Source organism: Azospirillum sp., from assembly GCF_035628975.1.
In the GTDB taxonomy this organism is placed as follows: Bacteria; Pseudomonadota; Alphaproteobacteria; order Azospirillales; family Azospirillaceae; genus Azospirillum.
In genome coordinates, this window is sequence record NZ_DASPIS010000002.1 from 38936 (window position 1) to 63862 (window position 24927).

The 24927-nt window shown below is 68.1% G+C and carries 18 protein-coding genes; 14 read left to right on the forward strand and 4 right to left on the reverse strand.

Annotated features, from left to right (window positions below):
• Positions 1-15 precede the first annotated feature (15 nt).
• Genes VD964_RS00305 through VD964_RS00315 form a run of 3 tightly spaced genes read left to right on the forward strand, consistent with a single transcriptional unit; the run spans position 16 to position 2765 of the window.
• Positions 16-954 carry a 2-hydroxyacid dehydrogenase gene (locus VD964_RS00305; protein ID WP_324864355.1) on the forward strand — a complete coding sequence of 313 codons (939 nt, stop codon included), beginning with the start codon at positions 16-18 and terminating at the stop codon, positions 952-954.
• 12 nt (positions 955-966) lie between these two features.
• Complete coding sequence (locus tag VD964_RS00310) at positions 967-2031, forward strand: LacI family DNA-binding transcriptional regulator (RefSeq protein WP_324864358.1); 1065 nt, start codon at positions 967-969, stop codon at positions 2029-2031.
• Positions 2028-2765 carry a 2-keto-4-pentenoate hydratase gene (locus VD964_RS00315; RefSeq protein WP_324864360.1) on the forward strand — a complete coding sequence of 246 codons (738 nt, stop codon included), beginning with the start codon at positions 2028-2030 and terminating at the stop codon, positions 2763-2765. The genes VD964_RS00310 and VD964_RS00315 overlap by 4 nt, the downstream gene beginning before the upstream one ends.
• A 32-nt stretch (positions 2766-2797) precedes the next feature.
• Here VD964_RS00315 and soxR read toward each other — a convergent pair whose 3' ends face one another.
• Positions 2798-3253, reverse strand: coding sequence for a redox-sensitive transcriptional activator SoxR (gene soxR / locus VD964_RS00320; RefSeq protein ID WP_324864361.1), 456 nt, complete (start codon positions 3251-3253; stop codon positions 2798-2800).
• A gap of 150 nt (positions 3254-3403) precedes the next feature.
• Between soxR and VD964_RS00325 the strand changes: the two genes are divergently transcribed.
• Positions 3404-4594, forward strand: a complete 1191-nt coding sequence (locus VD964_RS00325) for an HPP family protein (protein ID WP_324864363.1) — start codon at positions 3404-3406, stop codon at positions 4592-4594.
• A gap of 393 nt (positions 4595-4987) precedes the next feature.
• Here VD964_RS00325 and VD964_RS00330 read toward each other — a convergent pair whose 3' ends face one another.
• Positions 4988-5917 (reverse strand): replication protein RepA, encoded by a 930-nt coding sequence (locus VD964_RS00330; RefSeq protein WP_063635994.1) that lies wholly within the window; start codon positions 5915-5917, stop codon positions 4988-4990.
• 1023 nt (positions 5918-6940) lie between these two features.
• Between VD964_RS00330 and VD964_RS00335 the strand changes: the two genes are divergently transcribed.
• The 3 genes from VD964_RS00335 to VD964_RS00345 all read left to right on the forward strand — a co-directional run bounded on the left by VD964_RS00335 (position 6941) and on the right by VD964_RS00345 (position 9944).
• Positions 6941-7879 carry a cation diffusion facilitator family transporter gene (locus VD964_RS00335; protein WP_324864366.1) on the forward strand — a complete coding sequence of 313 codons (939 nt, stop codon included), beginning with the start codon at positions 6941-6943 and terminating at the stop codon, positions 7877-7879.
• Between the two features lie 114 nt (positions 7880-7993).
• A complete protein-coding gene (locus tag VD964_RS00340; RefSeq protein ID WP_324864368.1) occupies positions 7994-9007 on the forward strand; it encodes an AAA family ATPase in 1014 nt (337 codons plus the stop codon).
• Entirely contained in the window at positions 8997-9944 is a 948-nt protein-coding gene (locus VD964_RS00345) for a ParB/RepB/Spo0J family partition protein (protein WP_324864370.1), read from the forward strand. Before VD964_RS00340 ends, VD964_RS00345 begins: the two co-directional genes overlap by 11 nt.
• A 4-nt stretch (positions 9945-9948) precedes the next feature.
• On the opposite strand, the gene VD964_RS00350 is transcribed toward VD964_RS00345, so the two are convergent.
• Both VD964_RS00350 and VD964_RS00355 read right to left on the reverse strand, forming a co-directional pair.
• Positions 9949-11058: an NAD(P)/FAD-dependent oxidoreductase gene (locus VD964_RS00350; RefSeq protein WP_324864372.1), complete on the reverse strand. Its 1110-nt coding sequence runs from the start codon at positions 11056-11058 to the stop codon at positions 9949-9951.
• Complete coding sequence (locus VD964_RS00355) at positions 11055-14054, reverse strand: LodA/GoxA family CTQ-dependent oxidase (protein ID WP_324864374.1); 3000 nt, start codon at positions 14052-14054, stop codon at positions 11055-11057. The genes VD964_RS00350 and VD964_RS00355 overlap by 4 nt, the downstream gene beginning before the upstream one ends.
• Before the next feature lie 374 nt (positions 14055-14428).
• Here VD964_RS00355 and VD964_RS00360 point away from each other — a divergent pair, with 374 nt between their 5' ends.
• From VD964_RS00360 to VD964_RS00390, 7 genes are all read left to right on the forward strand, one after another.
• Positions 14429-15949 (forward strand): malonyl-CoA synthase, encoded by a 1521-nt coding sequence (locus tag VD964_RS00360; RefSeq protein ID WP_324864376.1) that lies wholly within the window; start codon positions 14429-14431, stop codon positions 15947-15949.
• Between the two features lie 136 nt (positions 15950-16085).
• The gene (locus VD964_RS00365) at positions 16086-16895 is read left to right on the forward strand and encodes a polysaccharide deacetylase family protein (RefSeq protein WP_324864378.1); all 810 of its coding nucleotides are present in this window, start codon (positions 16086-16088) and stop codon (positions 16893-16895) included.
• 116 nt (positions 16896-17011) lie between these two features.
• Positions 17012-18715: a sensor histidine kinase gene (locus tag VD964_RS00370; RefSeq protein WP_324864380.1), complete on the forward strand. Its 1704-nt coding sequence runs from the start codon at positions 17012-17014 to the stop codon at positions 18713-18715.
• Positions 18716-18755: 40 nt separating this feature from the next.
• Positions 18756-19475, forward strand: coding sequence for a two-component system response regulator BtsR (gene btsR, locus VD964_RS00375; RefSeq protein WP_324864382.1), 720 nt, complete (start codon positions 18756-18758; stop codon positions 19473-19475).
• Positions 19476-19747: 272 nt separating this feature from the next.
• Positions 19748-20482 (forward strand): helix-turn-helix domain-containing protein, encoded by a 735-nt coding sequence (locus VD964_RS00380; protein ID WP_324864384.1) that lies wholly within the window; start codon positions 19748-19750, stop codon positions 20480-20482.
• 6 nt (positions 20483-20488) lie between these two features.
• Positions 20489-21730: an efflux RND transporter periplasmic adaptor subunit gene (locus VD964_RS00385; RefSeq protein ID WP_324864386.1), complete on the forward strand. Its 1242-nt coding sequence runs from the start codon at positions 20489-20491 to the stop codon at positions 21728-21730.
• Positions 21731-21740: 10 nt separating this feature from the next.
• A complete protein-coding gene (locus VD964_RS00390; RefSeq protein ID WP_324864388.1) occupies positions 21741-24818 on the forward strand; it encodes a multidrug efflux RND transporter permease subunit in 3078 nt (1025 codons plus the stop codon).
• The last annotated feature ends 109 nt before the right edge of the window (positions 24819-24927 follow it).

Here is a 24927-nt window from a genome sequence, read left to right on the forward strand (position 1 = left end):
CCAAGGACAGTCGTGATGAAGCCCGAAATCCTCCTCGTCGAACCCATGATGCCCGCCATCGAGCAGGCGCTCGACGCGGCCTACACCGTCCACCGCCTGTCCGCGGCCCCCGACCGCGACCGGCTGATCGCCGAGGTGGCGGATCGGGTGCGCGCCGTCGTCACCGGCGGCGGGACCGGCGTGAAGAACGCGGTGGTCGACGCCCTGCCGAAGCTTGGGATCGTCGCCATCAACGGGGTCGGCACCGATGCGGTCGATCTGGAGCATGCCCGCGGCCGCGGCGTGCGCGTCACCAACACGCCGGATGTGCTGACCGACGACGTGGCGGACCTTGCCATGGGTCTGCTGATCGCAACGTCGCGCCGCATGGCGGTGGGCGACCGCTTCGTCCGCGCCGGGCAGTGGCCGACGGGCAAGCTGCCGCTCGCCCGCAAGGTCAGCGGCAAGCGGCTGGGCGTGCTGGGTCTGGGCCGCATCGGCGAGGCCATCGCCAAGCGCGCGGAGGCTTTCGGCATGACCGTCGCCTACACCAACCGCAAGCCGCGCGACGGCGTGTCCTACCGCTTCGTCGCCTCGCCGGTCGATCTGGCGCGGGAAAGCGACATCCTGGTGGTCGCGGCGTCGGCCGGGCCGGACTCGCGCAACATGGTGGGCCGCGACCTGCTGGATGCGCTGGGCCCCGACGGCATCCTGGTCAATGTCGCCCGCGGCAGCGTGGTGGACGAACCGGAGCTGCTGGCGGCATTGACAGAAGGCCGGATCGGCGGGGCCGGGCTGGACGTTTTCGCCGACGAGCCCAACGTGCCGGAAGGCTTCTACGGCCTCGACAACGTCGTCCTGCAGCCGCATCAGGCCAGCGCCACGGTGGAGACGCGCATGGCGATGGGCCAGCTGGTGCTGGACAATCTGGAAGCCTTCTTCGCCGGCCGGCCCTTGCCGACCGCCGTGGTGTGAGGCTCCGCCATCGTGGCCCCGCCGCCGGATAGCAGCAAACCGGGGAACGACCGCATCACCCTGACGGAGGTCGCCGGCCATGCCGGGGTGTCGCGGTCGACGGTGTCGCTGGTGCTGCGCGGCAGCCCGCTGGTGGCGGCGGAAACGCGGGAGCGGGTCCAGGCCGCCATGGCGGCGCTGGGATACATCTACAACCGCGGCGCCGCCACCCTGCGCGCCGCCCGCACCCAGACGATCGGGCTGCTGGTCTGCGAACTGAACAACCCCTTCTATGCCGAGTTGACGGCGGGGGTGGACGATGTGCTGGACGCCGAAGGCTTCGTCGCCTTCATCGCCAACACCGCCGAGCAGCCGGAGCGGCAGGAGCGGTTCCTGCAGCGGATGCGGGAACACAATGTCGACGGGGTGATCCTCTGCCCCGCCGCCGGAACGCAAGGCGAGCTTCTGGACCGGCTGGACCGCTGGCGGTTGCCCTGCGTGCAGGCCCTGCGCTTCGTCTCCGATCGGGGCCGCGACTATGCCGGGGTGGATTACCAGGCGGGTGTGGAGACGCTCGTCGACCATCTGGTCTCCCTCGGGCACAGCCGGATCGCCTTCGTCGGCGGCACGCTGGACCATTCCGCCTATGCGGCGCGCCATACCGGTTTCACCGCGGCGATGCGGCGGCATGGGCTGGCGGACGATCTGGTCCTGCGCTGTCCGTTGACCCGGCGGTCGGGTGCTGAGGTGGCGGATGATCTGCTCAATCGGCCGCAGGCCCCGACGGCGGCCCTGTGCTACAACGACGTGGTGGCGCTGGGGCTGATGCTGGGGCTGGAGGCGCGCGGCCTCAGGGCCGGGCGCGATCTGGCCGTCACCGGCTTCGACGACGTGCCGGAGGCCGCACTCAGCCGCCCGGCGCTCACCACCGTCGCCACCTCCGCGAGGCAGATCGGGCAGGAAGCCGCCCGGCTGCTGCTGCGCCGCATCGCCGACCCGCAGGGCCCGCCCGAGCGGATCATCCTGCCGAGCCGGCTGGTCGTCCGCCAATCCTGCGGCGCCCCTACCCCTTCCATCCACCATAGAGACCTGTCATGACCGATACCGTCGAGGCCCTGATCGCGGCACGCGAGACCCGCAAGTGGCTGACCGGGCTGGACAGCCGCCCCGCCGACGAGGCGGAGGCCTACGCGATCCAGGACGCCGTCGCCCGCCGCCTGGGCCCCGTCACCGCCTGGAAGGTCGGCGCCGCCACGCCGGAGGCCGAGCCCTTCCGCGCGCCGATCAACGCCGCCACCGTGTTCGAGGGCACTGACCATCTGCCGGCCAACCTGTTCCAGGTCATCGGGGTGGAGGCGGAGATCGCCTACCGCTTCGGCCGCGACCTGCCGGCGCGCGAGCAGCCCTATACGCGCGACGAGGTTCTGGACGCGGTGGCGTCCGTCCATCCGGCCTGGGAGATCGTCGACACCCGCTACACCGGCTTCGGCAGCCAGGACAGGCTCAGCCATATGGCGGACCAGTTCAACCACGGCGCGCTGATCGTCGGCCCGGCCATCGCCGACTGGCGCGCCCTCGACCCGCTCAAGGAGTCGGTGACGCTGGAGGTCGACGGCGAGACCAAGGTGGATGTCGTCGGCGGCAACAGCGCCGGCGACCCGGTGCGGCTGCTGGTGTGGATGGCCAATGTCGGCGCCCGCAGCTTCGGCGGCCTGCATGCGGGCGAGGTGGTCACCACCGGCTCCTGCACCGGCACCGTCTTCGTCCAGCCGGGCAGCCGGTCGGTCGCCCGCTACGGCACCATGGGCACGCTGACGCTGAAGGTCGATTGAGCGCCTGAGGAGGTGCCGCCGGGCCGCGTTCCTCAGGACGGATCCAGAAGGCGCGGTCCGGCGCCGCCATCCCCCAGCTCGTCCCACGGGTTGCGCAGCGGGCAGTCGCGAATCGACAGGCAGCCGCAGCCGATGCAGCCGTCCAGATTGTCGCGCAGCTTCGTCAGTTTGGTGATGCGCTCGTCCAGTTCCTGCCGCCAGCGCTCCGACATGCGTTGCCAGTCGGCGGTGGTGGGGGTGCGGTCCTCCGGCAGGGCGTTCAGCGCGTCGGCGATGGAGGCGAGCGAGATGCCCAGCCGCTGCGCCACCTTGATCACCGCAACCCGCCGCAGCACGTCGCGGGTGAAGCGGCGCTGGTTGCCGGAATTGCGCCAGCTGCGGATCAGCCCCTGCGCCTCGTAAAAGTGGATGGTCGAGACCGCCACGCCGGACCGGCGCGCCACCTCGCCCACCGTCAGGTCCTTGTCATACTCCTCCGGCGACAGCATCCCGGCCCTCCCCTCCGCCGCAACCCACCGTCCCGCCAGTGTGCAGCCATTTCCGCTTGACCTCAAGTTCTGTTGAGGTTTTAGCCTGCCCCGACTTTGCCGACCAAACGGGCAGAGTGCCGATTGCGTAATCAGGGGGATGGGGACCGTATGACGAGGGGAAAGCTTGCCGCCCTGCGTGACCGTCTGGCGGGATGGGGGGAGTTCGTGTTCCGGCCGATCTTGCCCGGTGCCACGCTGCGCGACCGCCTGATCGCCTGCTGCGGCGCCCTGCTGGGCATCGCCGCGACCGGGCTGCTCTGCCGCAACATGCTGACCTATATGTCCAGCGCGCCGGTGCTGGTTGCGCCGATGGGAGCGTCGGCGGTGCTGCTGTTCGCCGTGCCGGCCAGCCCGCTGGCCCAGCCCTGGTCGATCGTCGGCGGCAACACGCTGTCGGCCGTCGTCGGGGTGCTGGTTGCCGCCGTCATTCCCGACCCGATGCTGGCGGGGGCCGCCGCGGTGGCGCTGGCCATCGCAACCATGTCGCTGACCCGCTGCCTTCATCCGCCGGGCGGGGCCGCCGCCCTGACTGCGGTGCTGGGCGGGCCGGCGGTGACGGAGATGGGGATCAAGTTCGCCTTCTTCCCCGTCGCGGTGAACTCCATCCTGCTGCTGACGGCCGGGCTGATGTTCCACCGGCTGTCCGGCCATCGCTATCCGCACAAGGCGGTCAACACCCACCGCACCAGCGATCCGCCGCCGCAGCTGCGCCCCGGCCTGACCCAGGGCGACGTGGACGTCGCGCTACGCAGGCTGGCCGAGACGCTGGACGTCAGCCGCGAGGATCTCGGCGCGCTGCTGGTCAATGCCGAGCTTCATGCGCTGGAACGCCTGCATGCCGACATCAGCTGCCGGGACATCATGTCCCGCGATGTCGTCTCGGTCACGCTGGACACCCATCCGCAGGTGGCCCGCGCCCGCCTGCTGGAACATGGCTTCCGCACGCTGCCGGTGGTGGATGCCCAGAACGCCGTGGTCGGCATCGTCGGACACGAGCAGCTGTCGCATGGAGATATCGGCCGCAGCGGCGCCCGCGTCGCCAGCGTCATGGCCCCGGCGACGGTCGAACTGCCGGATACCCCCGTCTTCCGCCTGCTGGGCCGCCTGTCGGACGGGCGCACCCATGACGTGGTCATCGTCGACCAGAACCGTCGCGTCCTCGGCATGGTCACCCAGACCGACCTGCTGGTGGTGCTGGCCCGCACCGCGCTTGCCCGTGCGGTTCAGACCGGCATCGACGGGCTGAACGGGACGCTGCCGCGCAACCCTCTGCGGGATGTTTCCGGCGGCCGGGCCTAGCGCTCCGCCTCCGCGCCGCTCCCCCTTCGCCTCCCCTTTCGTCTCCCCCGGGGCGGAGGGGGAATGGAACATTTGAAACAGCATGAAACAGGAATTTGGACCTGTTTCACTGTTCAACTCGTGAGCGGGAGCGTCGTATGGTGACGGGAATCGCGACGATGCAACCCGGCTGGCCACGCTCTCTCTCCCAAACTCCGCGACAGGTAATCGTTCCTATCACAAGACCGGACAGAGTGGTAGGCGTGGGGTCGAAATTCCCGGCTGCGGTTGGTCCGGGACGCGGTTGGCTGACTCTCGGCGTGCTGAACTCTGGTGACGGGTGTCCGGGAGGCTGAAGCGTCACCAGAGTTCAAGAGCGGGCACGCACCCCGTCACCAAAGTTCAGCCCTGCAATCAGGCGATGCGCGCCATCACACGCTCGTTGATCGGCGGGCGCGAGGGGTAGAGGATCAGCCCCTCGCCCGATTCCTCGACGCGGGCGTCGGGATAGGCGGCCATGGCGTATTTCAGATTCGGGATGAACTTTGTCTTGAACTGGCGGACCAGGGCGTAGCCGGCGCCGAACTGGCCGTGCAGGGCGGCCCAGGTGATGGGAGTCGGCTTTTCCAGCGAATGCAGGCGGTAGGCGAGCCAGATATAGACGTCGAGCGCCATCGACTTGCCGCTGATCGCCTTCAGCGCCTCTTCCGCCACCGGAACCGGATGTTCACGCAGGGCCTTGAAGAAGCTGTCGCTGAGCCGCACCGTCTCGGTGAACAGGGTTCCCTGACGGTCGTCGGGCCGGCGCAGCTGGATGGCGTCGGCGACGATCGATTCCTTGCTCTGGCGCCGGCCGCCGTCGGCGTCGGTGAAGAAGGTGAGATGGCAGGCGGAGAGACGCGCGGCCTGATCCTCGACGTCGCGATAGGCCTTGCCGCAGATCGGGATGTCCATCCGCTTCAGCCAGTCATGCATGGAGCCGCCAAGCTCCACCTCCGGATTGCCGGTCTGGATGGCGCGGGTCTGAAGATAGAGCAGGATCATCCGTGCCCGGCTGCCATAGGGCACGCCGATTCGGCGGGTGACGCCGTTGCGGTCCTCGATCACGCCGGGCTGGATGACCAGCTTGACCTTGTGGCCCGGCCGTTCCCAATGCTGATCGTCGGGAAGCTGGCGATGGGGCAGTGCCGTCTGGCAGAATCCGGCATAGGTGATGCCGAGTTTGCCGTTTTCCGCGGCCTGGACTGCGGCGGCGATGTCGATCAGCGGCCGCTCTTCGTCCGAAACGAGGGCCAACGCGCCGTCACGGCCGTGAGTCTCGATCAACCGATGAATGCTGCCCATGCCGCTCTCCCGTTCCTGGCCGCCCGCTTTGGGTCACCCGCTTTTGGCCTCCATGACCGTCCTGTGACCGCCGGATGACCGAACCTGCCAGATACAACACCCCGGATCGCGCCGAAGGCAATTTGAACCTTGGTGACGCAGGCTAATTGGAAGCTATTTGGAACCTGCTATTAGATTCGTCACCAAGGTTCAGGGGATAAGTCCGAGTCGCGTCACCACAGTTCAAGGATGGCGTCACCAGAGTTCATGGGGAAAAGCGGTGCCTCTGTGGACGAATCGCGGCGTCGGGAGCCTTGTGGGTTTGAACCTTGGTGACGCCCGGGCAGGCGAGTCGGGGTCGGTCGGGCCGGCCGAGACATGGTGGGCGTCACCAAAGTTCAAGGGTTCCAGCAGGTAAAGGAACCGGCTTTGCGGGGGTGTGGCGGGGAGCCTGTGGGCGGGCTGGTGTCCGCTCCTGCCTTCTGACCGAGGTTGCAAATGTGGAATTATACATGAAATCAATGGATTATGGGTCATCCCCGCGAAGGCGGGGATCCAGTGTTTTCCCAAGCAGAACCGATAGGTAAGCCTGGATCCCCGCCTTCGCGGGGATGACGCCGAAAGAGGTGCCTGACCATCGGAAAATGAGCAAAGCCCTCTAAGTCAGCGCCTCCGCTGGGATGACGCCGATAGACGTTGATGCGGATTTTCCGGGTTCTGCGGCCCTTCACCGGCCCCGCCGTCGTCGGGGCGTCACCAAAGTTCAAACGGCTGGTCGAGTCGATTCCGGACCCTCGGCGTCACCAAAGTTCAAAGCCACAGGCCCCCGGCGTCACCAAAGTTCAGGAGTCATGCCGAGTCGGTCCGGATGGGAGCGTCACCAAAGTTCAAACTCCGGAGGCTCGCAACCCCGTCGGAAACCATCGGGGCGTCATTGGGGCGTCACCAAGGTTCAGGTGCTCCTGTTCCGCGGAACCGGGCGGCAACGGCGGAGTTGTTTGCCCACGGGGGCTTAATTGGCGGGGGAACATGGCGCAGGATGCGATGACCACTTCGGTGGGAGGGTCGGAGGCGGAGTCCGGCAAGGTGGTGGTCGCGGCCATCGCGGCCAATCTGGCGATCACCGTCACCAAATTCGTGGCGGCGTTCCTGACCGGCAGCTCGTCGATGCTGAGCGAAGCGGTCCATTCCCTGGTCGATAGCGGGAACGAGGCGCTGATGCTGGTCGGGCTGAAGCGGTCGCGGAAGCCGCCCGACGAGCGCCACCCCTTCGGCTACGCGCGCGAGCTGTATTTCTGGACCTTCGTCGTGGCGCTGGTGATCTTCGCCGGCGGGGCCGTGGTGTCCATCTATGAAGGGGTGGAGAAGATCCTGCACCCGCAACCGGTCGAGTCGCCCTGGATCAACTTCGTCGTGCTGGGCATCGCCGTGGTGATGGAGGGGGTCAGCTGGCTGGTGGCGCTACGCGCCTTCAACGCCCGGCGCGGAAGGGCCGGCGTGTTCGAGACCGTCCGGGCCAGCAAGGACCCCACCATCTTCATGGTGCTGTTCGAGGACAGCGCCGCGCTGGTCGGCCTGATCATCGCCGCCGCCTGCCTGTCCGCCGACCTGCTGCTGGACCAGCCGGTGTTCGACGGCATCGGGTCGGTGCTGATCGGGCTGGTGCTGGCGGCCACCGCCGGCTTCCTCGCCTATGAGACGAAGAGCCTGCTGATCGGCGAATCGGCCCGTCCCGATCTGGTGCGCGGGGTGCGCGCCCTGCTGAGGGAGGAGCCCGCCATCGAGCGCGTCAACGAGGTCCTGACCACCCATCTCGGCCCCGAGGTGGTGATCGTCAATCTCAGCCTCGATTTGCGGGACGAGGTGAGCGCGGGCGAGGTGGAGAAGGCGCTGGCCCGTATCGACCGCAGGGTGAAGGAGCGCTTTCCCGAGATCCGCCGCGTCTTCACCGAACTGCGGGCGGGACCGGCCCTGCCGGGGTGATTGTTGTGGCAACTCGCCGCGCCCTCCATTGACAAAGTTCCGGCAACTTGCTCAGACTCCGCCCACCGATGTGGCCGTCCACACCGGGACCGGAGTCGAGGGGGAATGACGGGAATGCTGTCGATTGGGGGCGACGAGATGCGCCAGCTGCGCGAGCGTCGCGGGGAGAACCAGACGCAGTTCGCCGAATGGCTGAACGCGCAGCTTGGCCGCAGCTACACCAAGGCGCGGATCAGCCGCTGGGAAAGCGGGGCGGAGCGGATCCCGCAGCAGCTGGTCGATTTCCTGACCCGCCACAAGGCGGACGAGCGTCCCCGCGCAGCAACCTATCTGGCGGTCGCCAACCAGAAGGGCGGCGTCGGCAAGACCGCGACCGCCGTCAACCTCGCCTATGCCCTGACGGAGGGCGGGGCGCGGGTGCTGCTGATCGACTGCGATTCGCAGAGCAACGCCACCGTCCATGTCGGCATCGGCAACGCCGCCATCGTCGCTTTGGAGCAGCAGCGCAAGACACTCTATTATGTGCTGCGCTCGGAAGAGCCGCTGACCTCGGTCATCATGCCGACGGCGGAGCGCGGGCTGGATTTGGCGCCCGCCGGTCTGTCGCTGGCCGACGCCGATGTGGAACTGGCGGCGGATTCCACCGGCGGGCTGATCCTGCGGGAGAAGCTGGACGAGGTGCGCCACGCCTATGATTTCGTGGTGATGGACTGTGCGCCGAACCTGGGGCTGGTGACTGCCAACGCGCTGTCGGCGGCGGAGCTGGTGGTGGTGCCGGTGCAGACGGAGGCGCTGGCCCTGCTGGGCGTCAAGCGGCTGGTCGACACCATCGGCCGCATCCGCCGCCGGGTGAATCCCGGCCTGCGCATCGCCGGCATCATCCCGACCATGTACAACGACCGGCTGACCCAGGACCGCGCCACGCTGCAGGAGCTGCACGAATCCTACGCCGATCAGGTGCCGGTCTTCGCGCCCATCCCGCGCGCCACCGTCTATGGCAAGGCGGCGGCGGCCGGCATGATCACGCTGGCCGGCGATCCGAAGGCGCCGGGGGCCGAGACCTTCCGCGAGGTGGCGCGCCAGATCCGCGCCTATGCCCAGAACCGGGAGTTGCCGCATGTCGCGTAAGTTCGAACGCAAGACCCGCGAGCTTCTGGGCGGCGCAGGCGAGCCGGGCGGCGTGGCGGGGGGCGCCATGACGGGCGGGCTGACGGTGGGCAGCGACCGGCTGTTCGGCACCTCGGCCGGTTTCCCGCATGTGGTGGAGCTGGACCTTGCCCGCGTCCACCGCAACCCCGACCAGCCGCGCCGCCATTTCGACGAGGCGGAACTGCACAGCCTCGCGTCCTCCATCGAGCGGCACGGGCTGCAGAACCCGATCCTGGTGCGCCCGCTGCCCCAGGGCGAATATCTGCTGATCGGCGGCGAGCGCCGGGTGCGTGCGCACGAGATGCTGGGCCGCAAGACGGTCTTCGCCATCCTGACCTCCGGCGATCCGGACGAGATCGGCCTGATCGACAATGTCCAGCGCGTCGACCTGAATGCGGTGGAATATGCGGCGGCGCTGGCCCGGCTGATCGACAAGCACGGCTACACCCATGACGAGCTGGCCGCCGTGGTCGGGCGCGACCGCACCGACGTGACCAAGCTGCTGGCGATCATGGGCCTGCCGGCGGAGATGCGGGAGGAGTATGCGACCGCCTTCGCCCATGTCTCGCGCTCCGTCATGATCGAGATCGCCGCCGCCCCGGCTGACCTGCGCGCCGGGCTGTGGGAGCGTGCCAAGGAGGGGGCGAGCGTCAAGGCGGTCCGGCAGGCCAAGCGCGAGCATGCCCAAGGGACTATTGCGGGGGCCGCTGCAGAAGCCGCTCCGCCGGATCCCGGCCCGAAGGAGGCGATGCGCTCCCTGCAGGCCAGCGTGAAGCGGATCATGCGCGATGTCGCCGTGGTGCGCGAGCAGCGCCGCCACCTCGACCCTGACAACCGCGAGCGGCTGATGCGGCTGCGTGCGGAGATCGACGCGATCCTTGGCGGGGCGGATGACGGGGTGGAAAGCGGGGCCTGACCGCTCAGGCCGCCAGCCGGCGGCTCCAGAACGGGCGGTCCCGCCAGCGGCGCTCCAGCCCATACCAGGCGTGCAGATGGGCGCGGTAGGCGTCGCGGATCGGCGTCAGGCCGGCGGCATAACCGGAGAGTGCGTTCGCATCGCCGGACAGATGGCGGTCGGCGGCCTCCGCCGCGGCGAGGCCGGTGTAGAGCGCGTTGAAGATGCCCTGGGACGACAGCGGGTCGAAGCCCAGGGCGGCGTCGCCGACCGCCAGCCAGCCCTCGCCCGAGGCGGGTGACAGCGAGCTGCTGTGGGCGGCGCAGAAGCCTCCCCTCCCCTCCCCCTCCGCTTCGAAGCCGCAGGCGCGCACCGAGTCCGAAAGCACGGAGCAGCCGGACAGCCGGCGCAGCAGCGATGAGGTGTCGCGGGCATCCGCCGCGGCGGGCAGGTCGGCGTCGGTGTGGAAGGCGACGACCCGGCGGCCCCCGGGCAGCGGGGCGCTGTACCACCAGCCGTCCGGTTCCGCCTCGATCCAGGTCAGGCCGGACTGCCGGCCGGGGGCATCGAAGCCATGGACCCAGCCGCAGACCAGCCGGTCCGACACCGTCCGCCGGGCGCCGAAGCGTTTCGTCAGCGGCGAACCGCGCCCGCCGGCATCGACCAGCAGGCGGGCGTGGACGGGAAGGCGGCGGCCGGCGGTTTCCACCTCCAGCAGCCAGCCCTCCCCTGCCCTGTTCACCGACAGCGGCTGGGCGGGGACCAGCAGGGCGGCGCCGCGAGAGGCCGCCACCCGGCGCAGCCAGCCGTCGAAGCGGCCACGGTCGAGGTGCCAGCCCGGCCCGTCGAGGTCGCGCAGGTTGTCGGCTTCGACCGGCTGCGGGCCGCCCCAGACCGACCGGCCGCCATGGCAGGGGGAATGGCCTTCCGCCAGGAAGGCATCCCACAGCCCCATGTCGGCCAGCAGGCGGCGGGCCGCCGGAGCCAGCGATTCGCCGATGCGGAGGGCGGAGCCGTCCCGCCGGTCCAGCACCAGCACCCGGTGCAGCGGCGCGAGGTTGAGGGCGAAGGCGGCCCCGGCGGGGCCTGCCCCCACCACGACCACGTCCGCTTCGATCGCGCCTGTCCGGATCACCGCAGCCCGCGCGGGAAGCGGCGGACCTTGTCGATCCGGCTGAGATCGACCGGCTGGGTCGCCCGCAGCCCGGCCCCGCCGCCGGTCGCGGCCGGCGCCTTGGTGGACAGGGTGCGGTGGGCGGTGCGGACCGCCTTGGTGTCCACCGTGTCGTCCACGTCGGGGATCGGGATGTGCTGGTCCTCCACCTCGATCAGCGGCGGGAACAGCTTGGCGCCTTCCGGATCGGTCGGGCCGGGATTGACCTCGACCACGCCGAGATGGTCGAAGTGATGGATCATGTTGTTGATCTGGTCGGTGTAGCTGGTGCTGCCCAGAGGCGCCACCCAGGCGGCGCGGTTGGCGAAGGCGGCCAGACGCACCTGGGCCGGCTGCTCGGCATCCATCACGATCCGGTAGTTCTCGCGGGTCAGCACCTCGTTGGGCACGCGGGCCGGCCAGAAGGTGGGGACGTTGGGATCGTAGCCGGAGTCGTAGCCGGAGCGGCAGCTGCCGGTGTCGGTCTGCCACGGCACCGCCATCCAGCGGGTGATGCCGCCGGGAAGCTGGCCATAGAGCGGGCCGTTGGGGATGGTGACGGTGTCGCTGGACAGTATGGCGCCCATGCCCGGCTCCACCCAGCCCTTGGGCGCATGGGCGAAGCGGAACGGCTCCATATACATGGTGGCGGCGCGGACCGGCCACGTCATCTCGCAGCCGGGATGGAAGGCGTCGGCCAGGCAGAAATCCAGCGCCGCGCGGGTCAGCACCTCGCCCTGCTCGTCCAGCGGGACCTGATCGAACTCGGTGTAGACCGGGACCTTGCCCCAGTCGTCGTCGAAGTCGCCGGCGACCCATTGGTCGAGGAATTCCAACTGGGTCTTTGTCAGCGAGGTGTATTGGCGCGGCGTCTGGGCCGGCGGGATGCTCATCGCGTCGCCATAGACCCAGGGCCAGGGCATCGGCGACCAGCTGTCCACCGCGTCATGCCGGAAGGAGTTCTTCAGCACCCGCCGGGTTTCCTGGTTGGCGAGGCTGCGGTCGCCGAGCCGCGCGATCCATTCCGGCTTGGTGAAGTCGTTGGCGGAGTTCCAGCCGAACCCGGCGGCGAAGCCGGCATTGACCCATTGCAGCCCGGTCATCCGTTCGAACACCGGGTAGATGTCGTGGGTGAAGGACGGGCGGGCGGGCTTCGGCAGCGTGCCGGCCTGGATCGCCACGTCGCGCATCAGGTCCCACATGGTGCGCACCGACTTGCGCTGCGGCCCGTAGTTCGGCGGGGCGACGACGATCCAGGCGGGGGTGACCGGCAGTTCCATGCCGTTCAGCGTGACCACCGCATCGACCGGCCCGTCGGAGGTGTCGTCGTGCCAGCCCTCGTTGTTGCCGAAGGTGATCGCCTTGGTGCCGTTGTAGGACGAGGAGAAGCCGCGGCCGCCGGTGACCAGCAGGCGATGGTCGCCCTCCTCGCACCACATGCGGCCGAGATGGACCGGCTCGCCCTGGTGCATGAACTTGCCGGCGACCAGCTTGCGGCTCTGCTTGCCGTGGCCGGCGTGGATCTTGTGCTCGCCGGCATCCAGCACCAGCGCCTCGCGGTCGGTGACCGTCGGGTTGCGCAGCGTCGACGGATCGGCCGAGGCCGCTTCGGGAATGTCGAGCGCCAGCTGGAAGCCGTACCAAGCCGACTTCTTGTTGGCGAGATGGACCTTCCAGGTGATGTCGGCGCCGCTGTCGGCTGCGGTCAGCTCGCGGACGATCCGGCCCATGGCGTTGACGCCATAGATGCGGAATCGCGCGGCCTGCGGCAGCAGCCGGCCTTCGGCGTCACGATAGGGGTTCTGCGCCGGATCGTCGCCGGCCATCAGCGGCTTCGGGTTGGGCACCTCGGGACCGACGACATAGCCCTGCGGCGCATTGCCGATGCGGGCGATGCCGATGGGCGGGTAGATCACCGCCTTGACGATGCAGTCGTCCTTGGGGAGCGGTGGCGCTTCGCCGCGCGGCTGCGCCGGCTGTTCCAGCGGCTGGCCGTTGGCCTGATGGCGGACATCGGCGCCGTGGTTGTAGACGACCTTGCGCACCGCGGCGATGCTGCCCTGCGGCGCCTGCTTCTCCGGTGTGCGCCAGATGTTGAAGGCCAGCTCCTGCCCATACTCCGCCTGGCCACGGGCGCAGACATCCTGTTTCGGCAGGATCAGCGTCGCCACCGGCTGGTAGGGGTACTGGTCGGTCGGCCATTCCTCCGTCGCCTTGTCCAGCGGATAGCCGGCGCTTTTGGGAACCACCTGCACCTTGAAGGTGAAGCGGTATTCGGCGTCCAGCAGCCGGTTGGCGAGGTCGGTGGCGAGATAGTTCTTGTCGTCGGTCGGCACGTTGACCGCCGGATGCCCCGGCGGCGGCGCTTCCGGCACCAGCGAGTATTTGGCGTAGTTGTCGGGGCCGAAATCGAAGGGCAGGATCGCCCAGTACCGGGTGGTCAGCACGCTGCCGTCCACCTGCGCCGACATGGCGTTGAGGATGCCGTCGGTCTTCGGGTGCTTCTTGAGATATCCCGGATAATCCTTCAGGACCGTGCCGGCATAGGTGAACTCGCACATCTCCTCCGCATTATCGACGAAGAAGACGGGAAAGTTCTGCATGATGAAGTCGGCGACGTCGCCCGTCTCGCCCAGCGCGTTGACCCCATCGACGCCCCAGACCTTCAGCCCGATGCCGAGCGTCGAGCCCAGATCGGGCGAGGTCGGGCCGGTGTCGCTGGAAAAGCGCACCCAGGCCGGCAGCTCGTCCCTGGCGAAGACGCCGACGCGCAAGGACTCCGGCCGGTTCGGGTCCATCACCAGCCGGCCATGGGCGGCGCCGTGGAGCTTGCGGAACACCGCGCGTTCCGCCGGCGTCTGGCCCAGCGCGATGCGCTTCATCTGGCCCATGGCGATGAACATCTCGTCCAGCCGCTGGGTGGCGTTGGTCGCGCAGTCGAAGCACGGGGGAATCGGGGAGGAATCTTTGGCCGTCATACGCTCCGTCTCCTGAATCGTCCGGCAGGGGTGCCGGGAAGGGTGGATACGCGGATGGAAAAGTTGTTTTGATGAATGGATTTTCCCGCAACGTAAGTCGTGCTTACGCGAGCACTCCAGGGGTTTCCACTGGAAATAATCAGTTGCTCACACATTTTTGCTGTATCGGAGAATGATCGGTGAGCAGCGCCGTTTCGGTTGAGTGAAAGAACAGATGTTCTCCTCATTGTCCGGAGGCGCCGATGTGGGGCGTCCCACAGTCATGCGTTGCGTGGGTGTGGCCTCTCTCCCCCCCTCTCAGGGAGGAGAGGGGATTCCGCCTGCCCTGCGCCGGTGTATGATGGGCGATCCGTTCCGCAGGGGGCCGACCGAGAATGACCGACAACTTCTTCGACATCGCCGCCGCGCGCTTCCCCGCCGATGCCGACGCCCCGTTCATCGAGCTGGAGTCCGGACGACGCTACGGCTATCGCGACCTGATGGAGATCAGCGGACGCTATGCCCGGTTGCTGGTGGGGCTGGGTGTGGCCAAGGGCGACCGCGTGGCGGTGCAGGTGGAGAAGTCGGCGGAGGCGGTCTTCCTCTATCTCGCCTGCCTGCGCGCCGGGGCGGCCTATCTGCCGCTGAACACCGCCTATACCAAGGCCGAGCTTGGCTATTTCCTGGGCGATGCGGAGCCGAGGGTCTTCGTCTGCACGCCGGGCAATGCGGCGGCGCTGGCCGACACCGCGAAGGGCGCCGGGGTGGGGACCCTGCTGACGCTGGGGACCGATGGTGACGGCAGCCTTCCGGAGCGGGCGGCGGGGCTGGATGCGGACTTCGCGACGGTGCCTTGCGCGGCGGACGATCTGGCGGCGATCCTCTACACCTCCGGCACCACGGGGCGGTCGAAGGGGGCGATGATGAGCCACCGCAACCTGTCCTCCAACGCCGCCACCCTGCACCGCATCTGGGGGTTCCGGCCGGACGACGTGCTGCTGCACGCCCTGCCGATCTTCCACACCCACGGGCTGTTCGTCGCCACCAACTGCGTGCTGATGAACGGCACCGGCATGCTGTTCCTGCCCAAGTTCGACGCCGACGCCGTTTTCCGCCTGCTGCCGCGGGCCACCGTGATGATGGGGGTGCCGACCTTCTACACCCGCCTGCTGGCCGACCCGCGCCTGACGCCGGAGGCGGCGGCCCATATGCGGCTGTTCATCAGCGGCTCCGCCCCGCTGCTGGCCGACACCCATCGGGAGTTCCGCGAGCGCACCGGCCACGCCATCCTGGAGCGCTATGGCATGACCGAGACCGGAATGCTCACCTCCAACCCGCTGGACGGCGACCGCATTCCCGGCACCGTCGGCTCCCCCCTGCCCGAGGTGTCGGTGCGGGTGGTGGACGAGAAGACGGGGGAGCCGGTCGCGGATGACGGGATCGGCGTGCTGGAGGTGAAGGGGCCGAACGTCTTTTCCGGCTATTGGCGCATGCCCGAGAAGACGGCGCAGGAGTTCCGCCCCGGCGGCTGGTTCATCACCGGCGATGTCGGGCGGATCGACGAACGCGGCTATGTCCACATCATCGGCCGTGCCAAGGATCTGGTGATCTCCGGCGGCTTCAACGTCTACCCCAAGGAGGTGGAGACGGTGATCGACGCCATCGACGGCGTGGTGGAGTCGGCGGTGATCGGCGTCCCGCACCCGGACTTCGGCGAGGCGGTGATGGCGGTGGTGATGCGCCGGGCGGGCGCCGGAACGGTGGACGAGGCGGCGGTGATCCGCGCCTGCCGGGAGCAGCTCGCCAACTTCAAGGTGCCGAAGGCGGTGGCCTTCATGGAGGAGCTTCCGCGCAACGCCATGGGCAAGGTGCAGAAGAACCTGCTGCGGGAGACGTGCAAGGGGCTGTTCGGCTGAGCGCGGGGGGGCTGGCCGAAGCCCCCGAGAAATCGCTTGTCCATCATCGCCGCCGGGAGCAAAGCTCGCGCACCCAGCCCGCCCTACCCCTTTATAAGGTGTAGAGGGGCGCCGACCTTCCCTTGCGTGCCTTGCGATGATGACCCTTCTCCGCCGCGCCGTCCTTCTGCTGGGGCTGGTGGTGGCCTTGCCCGTCTCCACCTTGGCCTCCTCCGCCATGGCCGGACAGCGCAGCTATGCCGCCACCCATGGCGCCGCTCCCTTCGAGACGGAGCATCTGATTCCGGGGTCCGACCTCGACCTCGAACAGGTCGATCTGACGCTGCCGGGGACCAATGTCGTGGCGCTGACCATCGACGACGGGCCGGACGCCAACGACCCGCGCATTCTCGACATCCTGCGGGCCCATGGGGCGAGGGCGACCTTCTTCTACATCGGCGCCAAGATCCCCGCCCACCAGGACATCGCCCGGCTAGTCGCGGCATCGGGCAACGAGGTCGGCAGCCACACCCAGACCCACCCGATGACCACCGACCTGAAGCCGGCCCGGCGCGAATGGAATCTGGCGCAGGCGGAGGCGGCGCTGGCGTCCGTCGGCGTGCAGGCGACGTGGTTCCGGCCGCCCTACGGCGATGTCGACGATGCGCTGGCGGCGCTGGCGCGCAGGCATGGCATGGCGACGGTGCTGTGGACCGCCGACAGCCAGGATTGGAAGGACACCGGCCCCGAAATCATCAGCCGCCGCGTTGTCGAGCGGCTGGCGCCGGGCGCCGTCGTGCTGATGCACAGCACCAAGGCCGCTTCCGTCGCGGCGCTGCCGGCGATCCTGGAGGAGGGGGAGCGGCGGGGATACCGCTTCGTCACCATGACGGAATGGGAGGCGGCGATGCGCGATGCGGCCACCCCGTCGCTGGCGCTGCTGCATCCGGTTCCGCATCGGCGGTAACCGCCGCCGGCTATCGCCAGAGATGCAAGGATGTCCCATCGGCGGCGATGGCATGCTGATGTAGGATGGCGGCCGAGCAGCGCCCGATGTCCGCGGCGGCTGCCGGGAATGCCGCCATGCCTGTCGAACCCTTCACCCTGATCCTCTCCCTGCTTCAGCAGATGTGCGTCTATCTGGTGATCGCCTATCTGCTGAGCCGGACGCCGCTGTTCCTGCCGCTGACCCATGTGACGGTGCGCTGGCCGCACAAGCTGGCCTGCTACGTGATCTTCTCGATCTTCTGCATCATGGGCACCTATTTCGGCCTGCACATCGACGACAGCATCGCCAACACCCGCGCCATCGGCGCGGTGCTGGGCGGCATCTTCGGCGGGCCGTCGGTGGGGCTGGCGGTCGGGCTGACCGGGGGCATGCACCGCTATTCGCTGGGCGGCATGTCGGCGGTTGCCTGCGCCATCTCCACCATGGCGGAGGGGCTGATCGGCGGGCTGGTCCATCGCCACATGGTGCGCCACGGCCGGATCGAGCCGCTGTTCAACCCCTTGCGCGTCGGCGCCGTCACCTTCGTCGCCGAACTGGTGCAGATGCTGATCATCCTGGCGGTGGCGCGGCCCTTCGAGGCGGCTGTGCATCTGGTGGAGGTGGTGGCGGCGCCGATGATCGTCGCCAACACGCTGGGCGCGGCGCTGTTCATGCGCATCCTGCTGGAGCGGCGCGTCCTGGACGAGAAGCAGTCCAGCGCCTTTTCCGCCAAGGCGCTGAAGATCGCCGCGCGCTGCGACGGCGTGCTGCGCGGCGGCTTCAACAGCGAGAACAGCACCCGCGTCGCCCGCATCATCTATGAGGAGACCGGCGTCGGCGCCGTCGCCATCACCGACCGGGAAAAGCTGCTGGCCTTCATCGGCATCGGCGACGACCACCATCTGCCCGGCACGCCGATCAGCTCGCGCCAGACTCATCAGGCCATCGCCAACAACCAGGTGATCTATGCCGACGGCAACGAGGTGGCCTATCGCTGCTCGATCAGTCCGGCCTGCCGGCTGGGGGCGGCGCTGGTGATCCCGCTGGTGGGCGAGGATGGCGGGGTGATCGGCACCATCAAGCTGTACGAGCCGAAGACGAAGATCTTCTCCACCATCAACCGGACGCTCGGCGAAGGCGTGGCCCGGCTGCTGTCCAACCAGATCCTGGCCGGCCGCTACGAGCAGCAGAAGGCCCTGCTGGCCCAGTCGGAGATCAAGCTGCTGCATGCGCAGGTGAACCCGCATTTCCTGTTCAATGCGCTGAACACGATCTCCGCCGTCATCCGCAACGATCCGGAACGGGCGCGCCAGCTGGTGCAGAACCTGTCCACCTTCTTCCGCAAGAACCTGAAGCGCCCCAGCGAGACGGCGACCCTGGCCGACGAGGTCGAGCATGTCAGCGCCTATCTGCAGATCGAGCTGGCGCGCTTCACCGGCCGGCTGGCGGTGGAGATCGACGTGCCGGACGACCTGCGCCATGCGGCGCTGCCGGCCTTCTCGCTCCAGCCGCTGGTGGAGAATGCGATCAAGCACGGCACGGCGCAGCTTCTCGGCGACGGCCATGTCCGGATCGCCGCGAAGCGGGAGGGCGGCGACCTGCTGCTGTCGGTGGAGGACAATGCCGGGCTTTACGAGGCCAAGCCGGGCGGCGACGGGTTGGGGATGACCATCGTCGACCGCCGCATCCGCAACCGCTACGGTGAGGCGTACGGCGTCTCGATCGCCTGCGATCCCGACGTCTTCACCCGGGTCACCCTGCGCCTGCCCCTGCCTGTCGAAGAAACGGTTCCCGCGTGATGGCCCTCTCCCTGATGGTCTTCTCCTTGATGGTCTGCCCATGATGAACATCCTGATCGTCGACGACGAACCGTTGGCGCGGGAGGAACTGCGCCGGATGCTGGAGGAGGCCGCCGACATCCGCGTCGTCGGCGAATGCGCCAACGCCATCGAGGCGATCGGCGCCATCAACCGGCAGGCCCCGGACGTGGTGTTCCTCGACATCCAGATGCCGCGGGTCAGCGGGCTGGAGATGTTGAGCATGCTCGACCCCGACCGCATGCCGCGGATCGTTTTCCTGACCGCCCATGACGAGTATGCCGTCAAGGCCTTCGAGGAGCATGCCTTCGACTACCTGCTGAAGCCGGCCGACCCGGCGCGGCTGGCGAAGACCCTGCAGCGCCTGCGCCGGCAGCATGCCCCGCAGGAGGTCGGCGTGCTGCCGGGGGCGGCCGAGTTGCGCCACATCCCCTGCACCGGGGTCAACCGCATCACCCTGATGAAGCTGGCGGACGTCGAGTATGTCGTCTCCCGCCCGGCCGGCGTCTATGTAGTGGGAGAGGACGGGCAGGAGCGCTTCACCGAACTGACGCTCCACACCATCCAGGAAAAGAGCCAGCTGTTCCGCTGCCACCGCCAGTTCCTGGTCAACCCGGAACGCATTCGCGAAATCCATTTCGTCGATGGCGGCTTGGCGGAGATCCTGACCACCGGCGGCCACACCGTGCCGGTCAGCCGCCGCTTCCTGGGGCCGCTGAAGGAACGGCTGGGGATGGGGTGAGGCCGGACGCTTACGGACAACGTCTCTCGGCCGTCATCCCCGCGAAGGCGGGGATCCAGACTTTCCAGTGCAGGGCTTGCGAAGCTTGGATTTCCGCCTTCGCGGGAATGACGGCTGACAGGCGTTCACGCCACGATCCGATGTGACGGACAGGGAAAGCGGACAACGCGCACCCGATGGACAAGCGCATCGGGCCGGTGTACAAACCGCCCGACTGAGGTGAGTGTGCGCTCACTTCCCTAATATATCCAGTTTTTGAAAGACCGCAGCCCATGGCTCCACGCCTGGACAGCCGCGCCCGGCGGCGGGCCATCGTCGATGCCGCCTTGCCGCTTTTCGCGCGCAAGGGCTTCGCCGCGACCACCACGAAGGAGATCGCGCAGGCCGCCGGTGTGTCCGAAGGCCTGATCTTCAAGCATTTCCCGTCCAAGGCCTCGCTCTACGAGGCGATCTTCCTCAGCTGCGTCGACGGCGACCCGGAATATGAGCGGCTGATCGCCCTGCCGCCGGGCACCGCGACGCTGGTGCAGATGATCCAGGGGCTGGTCGGCTATTTCGTGATGGAGGTCCCGGCCAACGCCAACGAACGGGCCCGCCAGCGCCTTTCGATCATCAGCCTGCTGGAAGACGGCGAGTTCATGCGGCAGGTCTATGAGGGAATCCGCAGCCGGTTCCTGCCCTGCTTCACCGCCTCCATCGAGGCCGCCATCGCCGACGGCGATCTGGTGCCCGGCCCGATCGATGCGGAGAGCGGGCTCTGGCTTGCCGAACATCTCTGCGAGATGATGGCGACCGTCTGCCTGTCCGGCGGCACGGTGGTTCCCTACAGCTGCGGCCGTCCAGAGCTTGCACGGCGGACCGCATGGTTCATCCTGCGTGGACTAGGCTTGCGCGACGAGGCCATTGCCGAGCAGGAGCGCTGCGGACATCTGGTCTTCGTGCCTCCCCCACCGCCGCCGGAAGGCGGACCAAGAAATGACGAATCCACACCCGAGAGAGCGGAGTAGCCGATCGTGACCCTGGATCATTCGCCAAAGACCGAGACGTCGTTCGGGCATCCGGCGTCGGAGCCGGGCCACGGCACGCCGCCGTCCCCGCCGCGCCCCCCGCGCAAGCCCGTCACCCGCGGGCGGCTGACCGTGCGCATCATCATCATGCTGGTGGTGCTGGGGCTGCTGGGGGCGGCGCTGTACGGCTTCAACACCTTCCGCGCCAAGGCCATCGCCGACTTCTTCGCCAACAACAAGCCGCCGCCCACCCCGGTGGCGCTGGCGGAGGCGACGGTGCAGACGGTGCCGAAATACATGTCCGCCATCGGCACGCTGCAGGCGGCGCGTCAGGTGACGGTGGCGCCCGAGGTCGCGGGCCGTGTGGACCGCATCCCCTTCGAATCGGGTGCCCGCGTCAAGGCTGGAGATCCGCTGGTGCAGCTGAACGACGCCACGGAGCAGGCCGACCTGCTGGCCCAGCGCGCCCAGGCGCGGCTGGCGGAGCTGAACCTGGAACGCTACCGCGACCTGCGCCGCAGCCAGGCCACGCCCCAGAGCAACGTCGACCAGTATCAGGCGCAGCTCGACGAGATCAACGCCAACATGAAGCGCACGAGCGCCCTGATCGGCCAGAAGCTGATCAAGGCGCCGTTCGACGGCGATCTGGGCATCCGGCAGGTGAATGTCGGCGATTACGTCAATCCCGGCGCCACCATCGTCACGCTGACCGACCTGTCGCAGCTCTACATCAACTTCACCCTGCCGGAGCAGGCCTTCCCCAAGCTGTCGGTCGGCCAGGACGTGCTGATCAACGTCGATGCCCTGCCGGGCCGCGATTTCGGGGCGAAGATCACCACCATCGAGCCGCAGGTCAGCGCCGACACCCGCGCGGTCAAGGTGCAGGCGACCATGGACAACCGCGAGCGCCTGCTGCGGCCCGGCATGTTCGCCAATGTCCGCGTCGTCCTGCCGCCGCAGCCCAACACCCTGACCGTTCCGGAAACCGCGGTGGACTACACCGTCTACGGCGATTCCGTGTTCGTGGCGTCGTCGCAGAAGACCCCGGACGGCAAGGAGCAGCTGGTGGTGGAGCGCAAGGCGGTGAAGACCGGCGACCGTCTGGCCAACCGGGTGGAGATCCGCAGCGGCATCAACCCCGGCGACCGCGTCGTGGTGTCGGGCCAGCTGAAGCTCGCCAACGGCGCCGCCGTCGTCCCGGCCGAAAACAACCCGCTGACCCCGCCGCAGTCCCTGCCGCAGAACTGAGGCCGACGCCATGGGCAATTTCACCGACATCTTCATCCGCCGGCCCATCCTGTCCGTCGTGGTCAGCCTGCTGATCCTGCTGGTCGGGGCCCGCGCGATGCTGGAGCTGCCGATCCGGCAGTATCCGCAGTTGCAGAACACGGTCATCACCGTCACCACCAGCTATCCCGGCGCCTCGCCCGAACTGATGCAGGGCTTCATCGCCACGCCGATCGAACAGGCGGTGTCCTCGGCCGAGGGGCTGGACTACCTGACCTCCTCCTCCACCCAGGGGCAGAGCGTCGTCACCGCCTATGTCCGGCTGAACTTCGATCCCAACGTCGCGATGACCGACGTGATGGCGAAGGTCAACCAGGTCAAGTACCAGCTCCCGCGCGAGGCCAACGACCCGGTCATCCTGAAATCGACCGGCGAGACGACCTCGATCCTCTATATGGGCTTCTCCAGCCCCGACCTGTCGGGGGCGGCGATCTCCGACTATCTGACCCGCGTGGTGCAGCCGGTGCTGTCCACGGTGGACGGCGTGGCGCGCGCCCAGATCCTGGGCGGGCAGACCTTCGCCATGCGCCTGTGGCTGGACCCGGTCAAGATGGCGGCGCGCGGCATCTCGCCCGCCGACGTGTCGGCCGCAGTCACCGCCAACAACTACCAGTCGGCGCCCGGCCAGACCAAGGGCGTCTTCGTCATCTCCAACGTCACCGCCAACACCGGCCTGACCGACGTCGAGCAGTTCCGCGACATGGTGGTGAAGGCCAAGGACGGGGCGCTGGTGCGCATGCGCGACATCGCCACGGTCGAGCTCAGTTCCCGCAGCTTCGACGCCAGCGTGGCAATGAACGGGCAGCAGGCGATCTTCATCGGCGTCGACGCCACCCCCACCGGCAACCCGCTGAACATCGTCGCCGACATCCGCAAGATGGAGCCGGACCTGCGGCGCAACCTGCCGCCGGACATGAAGATGGAGATCGTCTATGACAGCACGCGCTTCATCCAGGCCTCCATCGACGAGGTGGTGAAGACGCTGCTCGAGGCGGTCGCCATCGTCATCGTCGTCATCTTCCTGTTCCTGGGGTCCTTCCGGTCGGTGCTGATCCCGATCGTCACCATCCCGCTGTCCATCATCGGCGCCGCCAGCTTCATGCTGGCGATGGGATTCTCGCTGAACCTGCTGACGCTGCTGGCGATGGTGCTCGCCATCGGCCTCGTGGTGGACGACGCCATCGTGGTGGTGGAGAACATCCACCGGCATATCGAGCACGGAAAATCGGCGGTCGCCGCATCGCTGATCGGTGCGCGGGAGATCGTCGGGCCGGTCGTCTCCATGACCATCACCCTGGCGGCGGTCTATGCGCCCATCGGCCTGCTGGGCGGCCTGACCGGCGCGCTGTTCCGCGAGTTCGCCTTCACGCTCGCCGCGTCGGTGATCGTGTCGGGCATCGTGGCACTGACGCTGTCGCCGATGATGTGCTCCGTCATCCTCAAGGAGGGTGGGTCCCAGGGCCGTTTCGCCGCCTTCCTCGACCGCCAGTTCGAGAAGCTGGCGGACTGGTACGAGCGGCGGCTGCACGGCACGCTGGATTATAGGGCGGCCACGCTGCTGTTCGCGGTCGGCATCCTGGCCAGCGTCGGCTACCTGTTCGCCAACACCATGTCGGAACTGGCGCCGGAAGAGGACCAGGGCATCCTGTTCGGCATCTCCAAGGCGCCGCAATACGCCAACCTCGACTATATCGACAGCTTCGGGAAGCAGATCGACGAGACCTTCGCCAGCTTCCCCGAAACCGACACCCGCTTCGTCCTGACCGGCATGCCCACCCTGAACCAGGGCTTCGCCGGCATGATCCTGAAGCCGTGGGACGAGCGCGAGCGGTCGGCCAAGGAGTTGCAGCCGCTGGCCCAGGCGGAGCTGAGCAAGGTGACGGGCATCAACGTGTTCCTGGTCTCGCCCCCTGCCCTGCCCGGTTCCACCGGCGGCCTCCCGGTGCAGATGGTGATCTCCAGCCCCGGCGATTACCGGACGATCTACGACGCCATCGAGCGGATCAAGGACGCCGCCACCAAGAGCGGCATGTTCATCATCACCGACAGCGACCTGCAATATGACAGCCCGGTCGTCCGGCTGAAGATCGACCGCGCCAAGGCGGCCGACCTCGGCCTGACCATGCAGTCGGTGTCGAGCACGCTGTCGGTGCTGGTCGGCGGCAACTACGTCAACCGCTTCAACCTGAACGGCCGCTCCTACGAGGTCATTCCGCAGGTGCCGCGGGCCGACCGCCTGACGCCGGAATCGCTGACCGGCTATTACGTCACCTCAGGTTCCGGCGCCCAGATCCCGCTGTCCACCGTGGTGTCGGTGGAAACGGCGGTGGAGCCTAACGCGCTGAACAAGTACAACCAGCTGCCGTCGGCCACCTTCTCCGCCGTGCCGATGCCGGGCGTCTCCATGGGCCAGGTCGTCGACTTCCTGGAGGAGCAGGCGCGCATCAACCTGCCGGCCGGCTTCAACCACGCCTATTTGTCGGAATCGCGGCAGTTCGTGACCGAGGGCAGCCAGCTGATGGTCACCTTCGCCTTTGCGCTGGTCGTCATCTATCTGGTGCTGGCGGCGCAGTTCGAATCGCTGCGCGACCCGCTGGTGATCCTGGTGTCGGTGCCGATGTCGATCTGCGGCGCGCTGCTGCCGCTGTTCTTCGGCCTCGCCACCATGAACATCTACACCCAGGTGGGTTTGGTGACGCTGATCGGCCTGATCTCCAAGCACGGCATCCTGCTGGTGGAATTCGCCCGCGAGATGCAGCTGAACGAAGGCGTGGACCGCCGCACCGCGATCGAGCACGCGGCCCGCGTCCGCCTGCGCCCGATCCTGATGACCACCGCGGCGATGGTGGTCGGCCTGCTTCCGCTGCTGACCGCGGCGGGTGCCGGTGCCGCCAGCCGCTTCTCCATCGGCCTCGTCATCGTGGCCGGCATGCTGATCGGCACGCTGTTCACGCTGTTCGTCCTGCCGGCGGTCTACACCCTGCTGGCCAAGGACCACTATGCCGCCTCGCGCTCCACCCGTTCGGAGGAGCTGCGCAGCATGACCTGACGCGCCGTCGGTCCGCTGTGCTGCAGACAGAAAAGGCCCCTCCCCGACCGGGAGGGGCCTTTTTTCTGTTTGCTGCCCTATTGATCCGGAGCGCGAAAACAGCCTGCTG

Bases quoted from the DNA above. Each gene is read 5' to 3' on its own strand.
- VD964_RS00305 (WP_324864355.1), top strand. From the start codon at position 16: ATGAAGCCCGAAATCCTCCTCGTCGAACCCATGATGCCCGCCATCGAG.
- VD964_RS00315 (WP_324864360.1), top strand. From the start codon at position 2,028: ATGACCGATACCGTCGAGGCCCTGATCGCGGCACGCGAGACCCGCAAG.
- soxR (WP_324864361.1), bottom strand. From the start codon at position 3,253: ATGCTGTCGCCGGAGGAGTATGACAAGGACCTGACGGTGGGCGAGGTG.
- VD964_RS00325 (WP_324864363.1), top strand. From the start codon at position 3,404: ATGACGAGGGGAAAGCTTGCCGCCCTGCGTGACCGTCTGGCGGGATGG.
- VD964_RS00330 (WP_063635994.1), bottom strand. From the start codon at position 5,917: ATGGGCAGCATTCATCGGTTGATCGAGACTCACGGCCGTGACGGCGCG.
- VD964_RS00335 (WP_324864366.1), top strand. From the start codon at position 6,941: ATGACCACTTCGGTGGGAGGGTCGGAGGCGGAGTCCGGCAAGGTGGTG.
- VD964_RS00340 (WP_324864368.1), top strand. From the start codon at position 7,994: ATGCTGTCGATTGGGGGCGACGAGATGCGCCAGCTGCGCGAGCGTCGC.
- VD964_RS00345 (WP_324864370.1), top strand. From the start codon at position 8,997: ATGTCGCGTAAGTTCGAACGCAAGACCCGCGAGCTTCTGGGCGGCGCA.
- VD964_RS00355 (WP_324864374.1), bottom strand. From the start codon at position 14,054: ATGACGGCCAAAGATTCCTCCCCGATTCCCCCGTGCTTCGACTGCGCG.
- VD964_RS00360 (WP_324864376.1), top strand. From the start codon at position 14,429: ATGACCGACAACTTCTTCGACATCGCCGCCGCGCGCTTCCCCGCCGAT.
- VD964_RS00365 (WP_324864378.1), top strand. From the start codon at position 16,086: ATGATGACCCTTCTCCGCCGCGCCGTCCTTCTGCTGGGGCTGGTGGTG.
- VD964_RS00370 (WP_324864380.1), top strand. From the start codon at position 17,012: ATGCCTGTCGAACCCTTCACCCTGATCCTCTCCCTGCTTCAGCAGATG.
- btsR (WP_324864382.1), top strand. From the start codon at position 18,756: ATGATGAACATCCTGATCGTCGACGACGAACCGTTGGCGCGGGAGGAA.
- VD964_RS00380 (WP_324864384.1), top strand. From the start codon at position 19,748: ATGGCTCCACGCCTGGACAGCCGCGCCCGGCGGCGGGCCATCGTCGAT.
- VD964_RS00390 (WP_324864388.1), top strand. From the start codon at position 21,741: ATGGGCAATTTCACCGACATCTTCATCCGCCGGCCCATCCTGTCCGTC.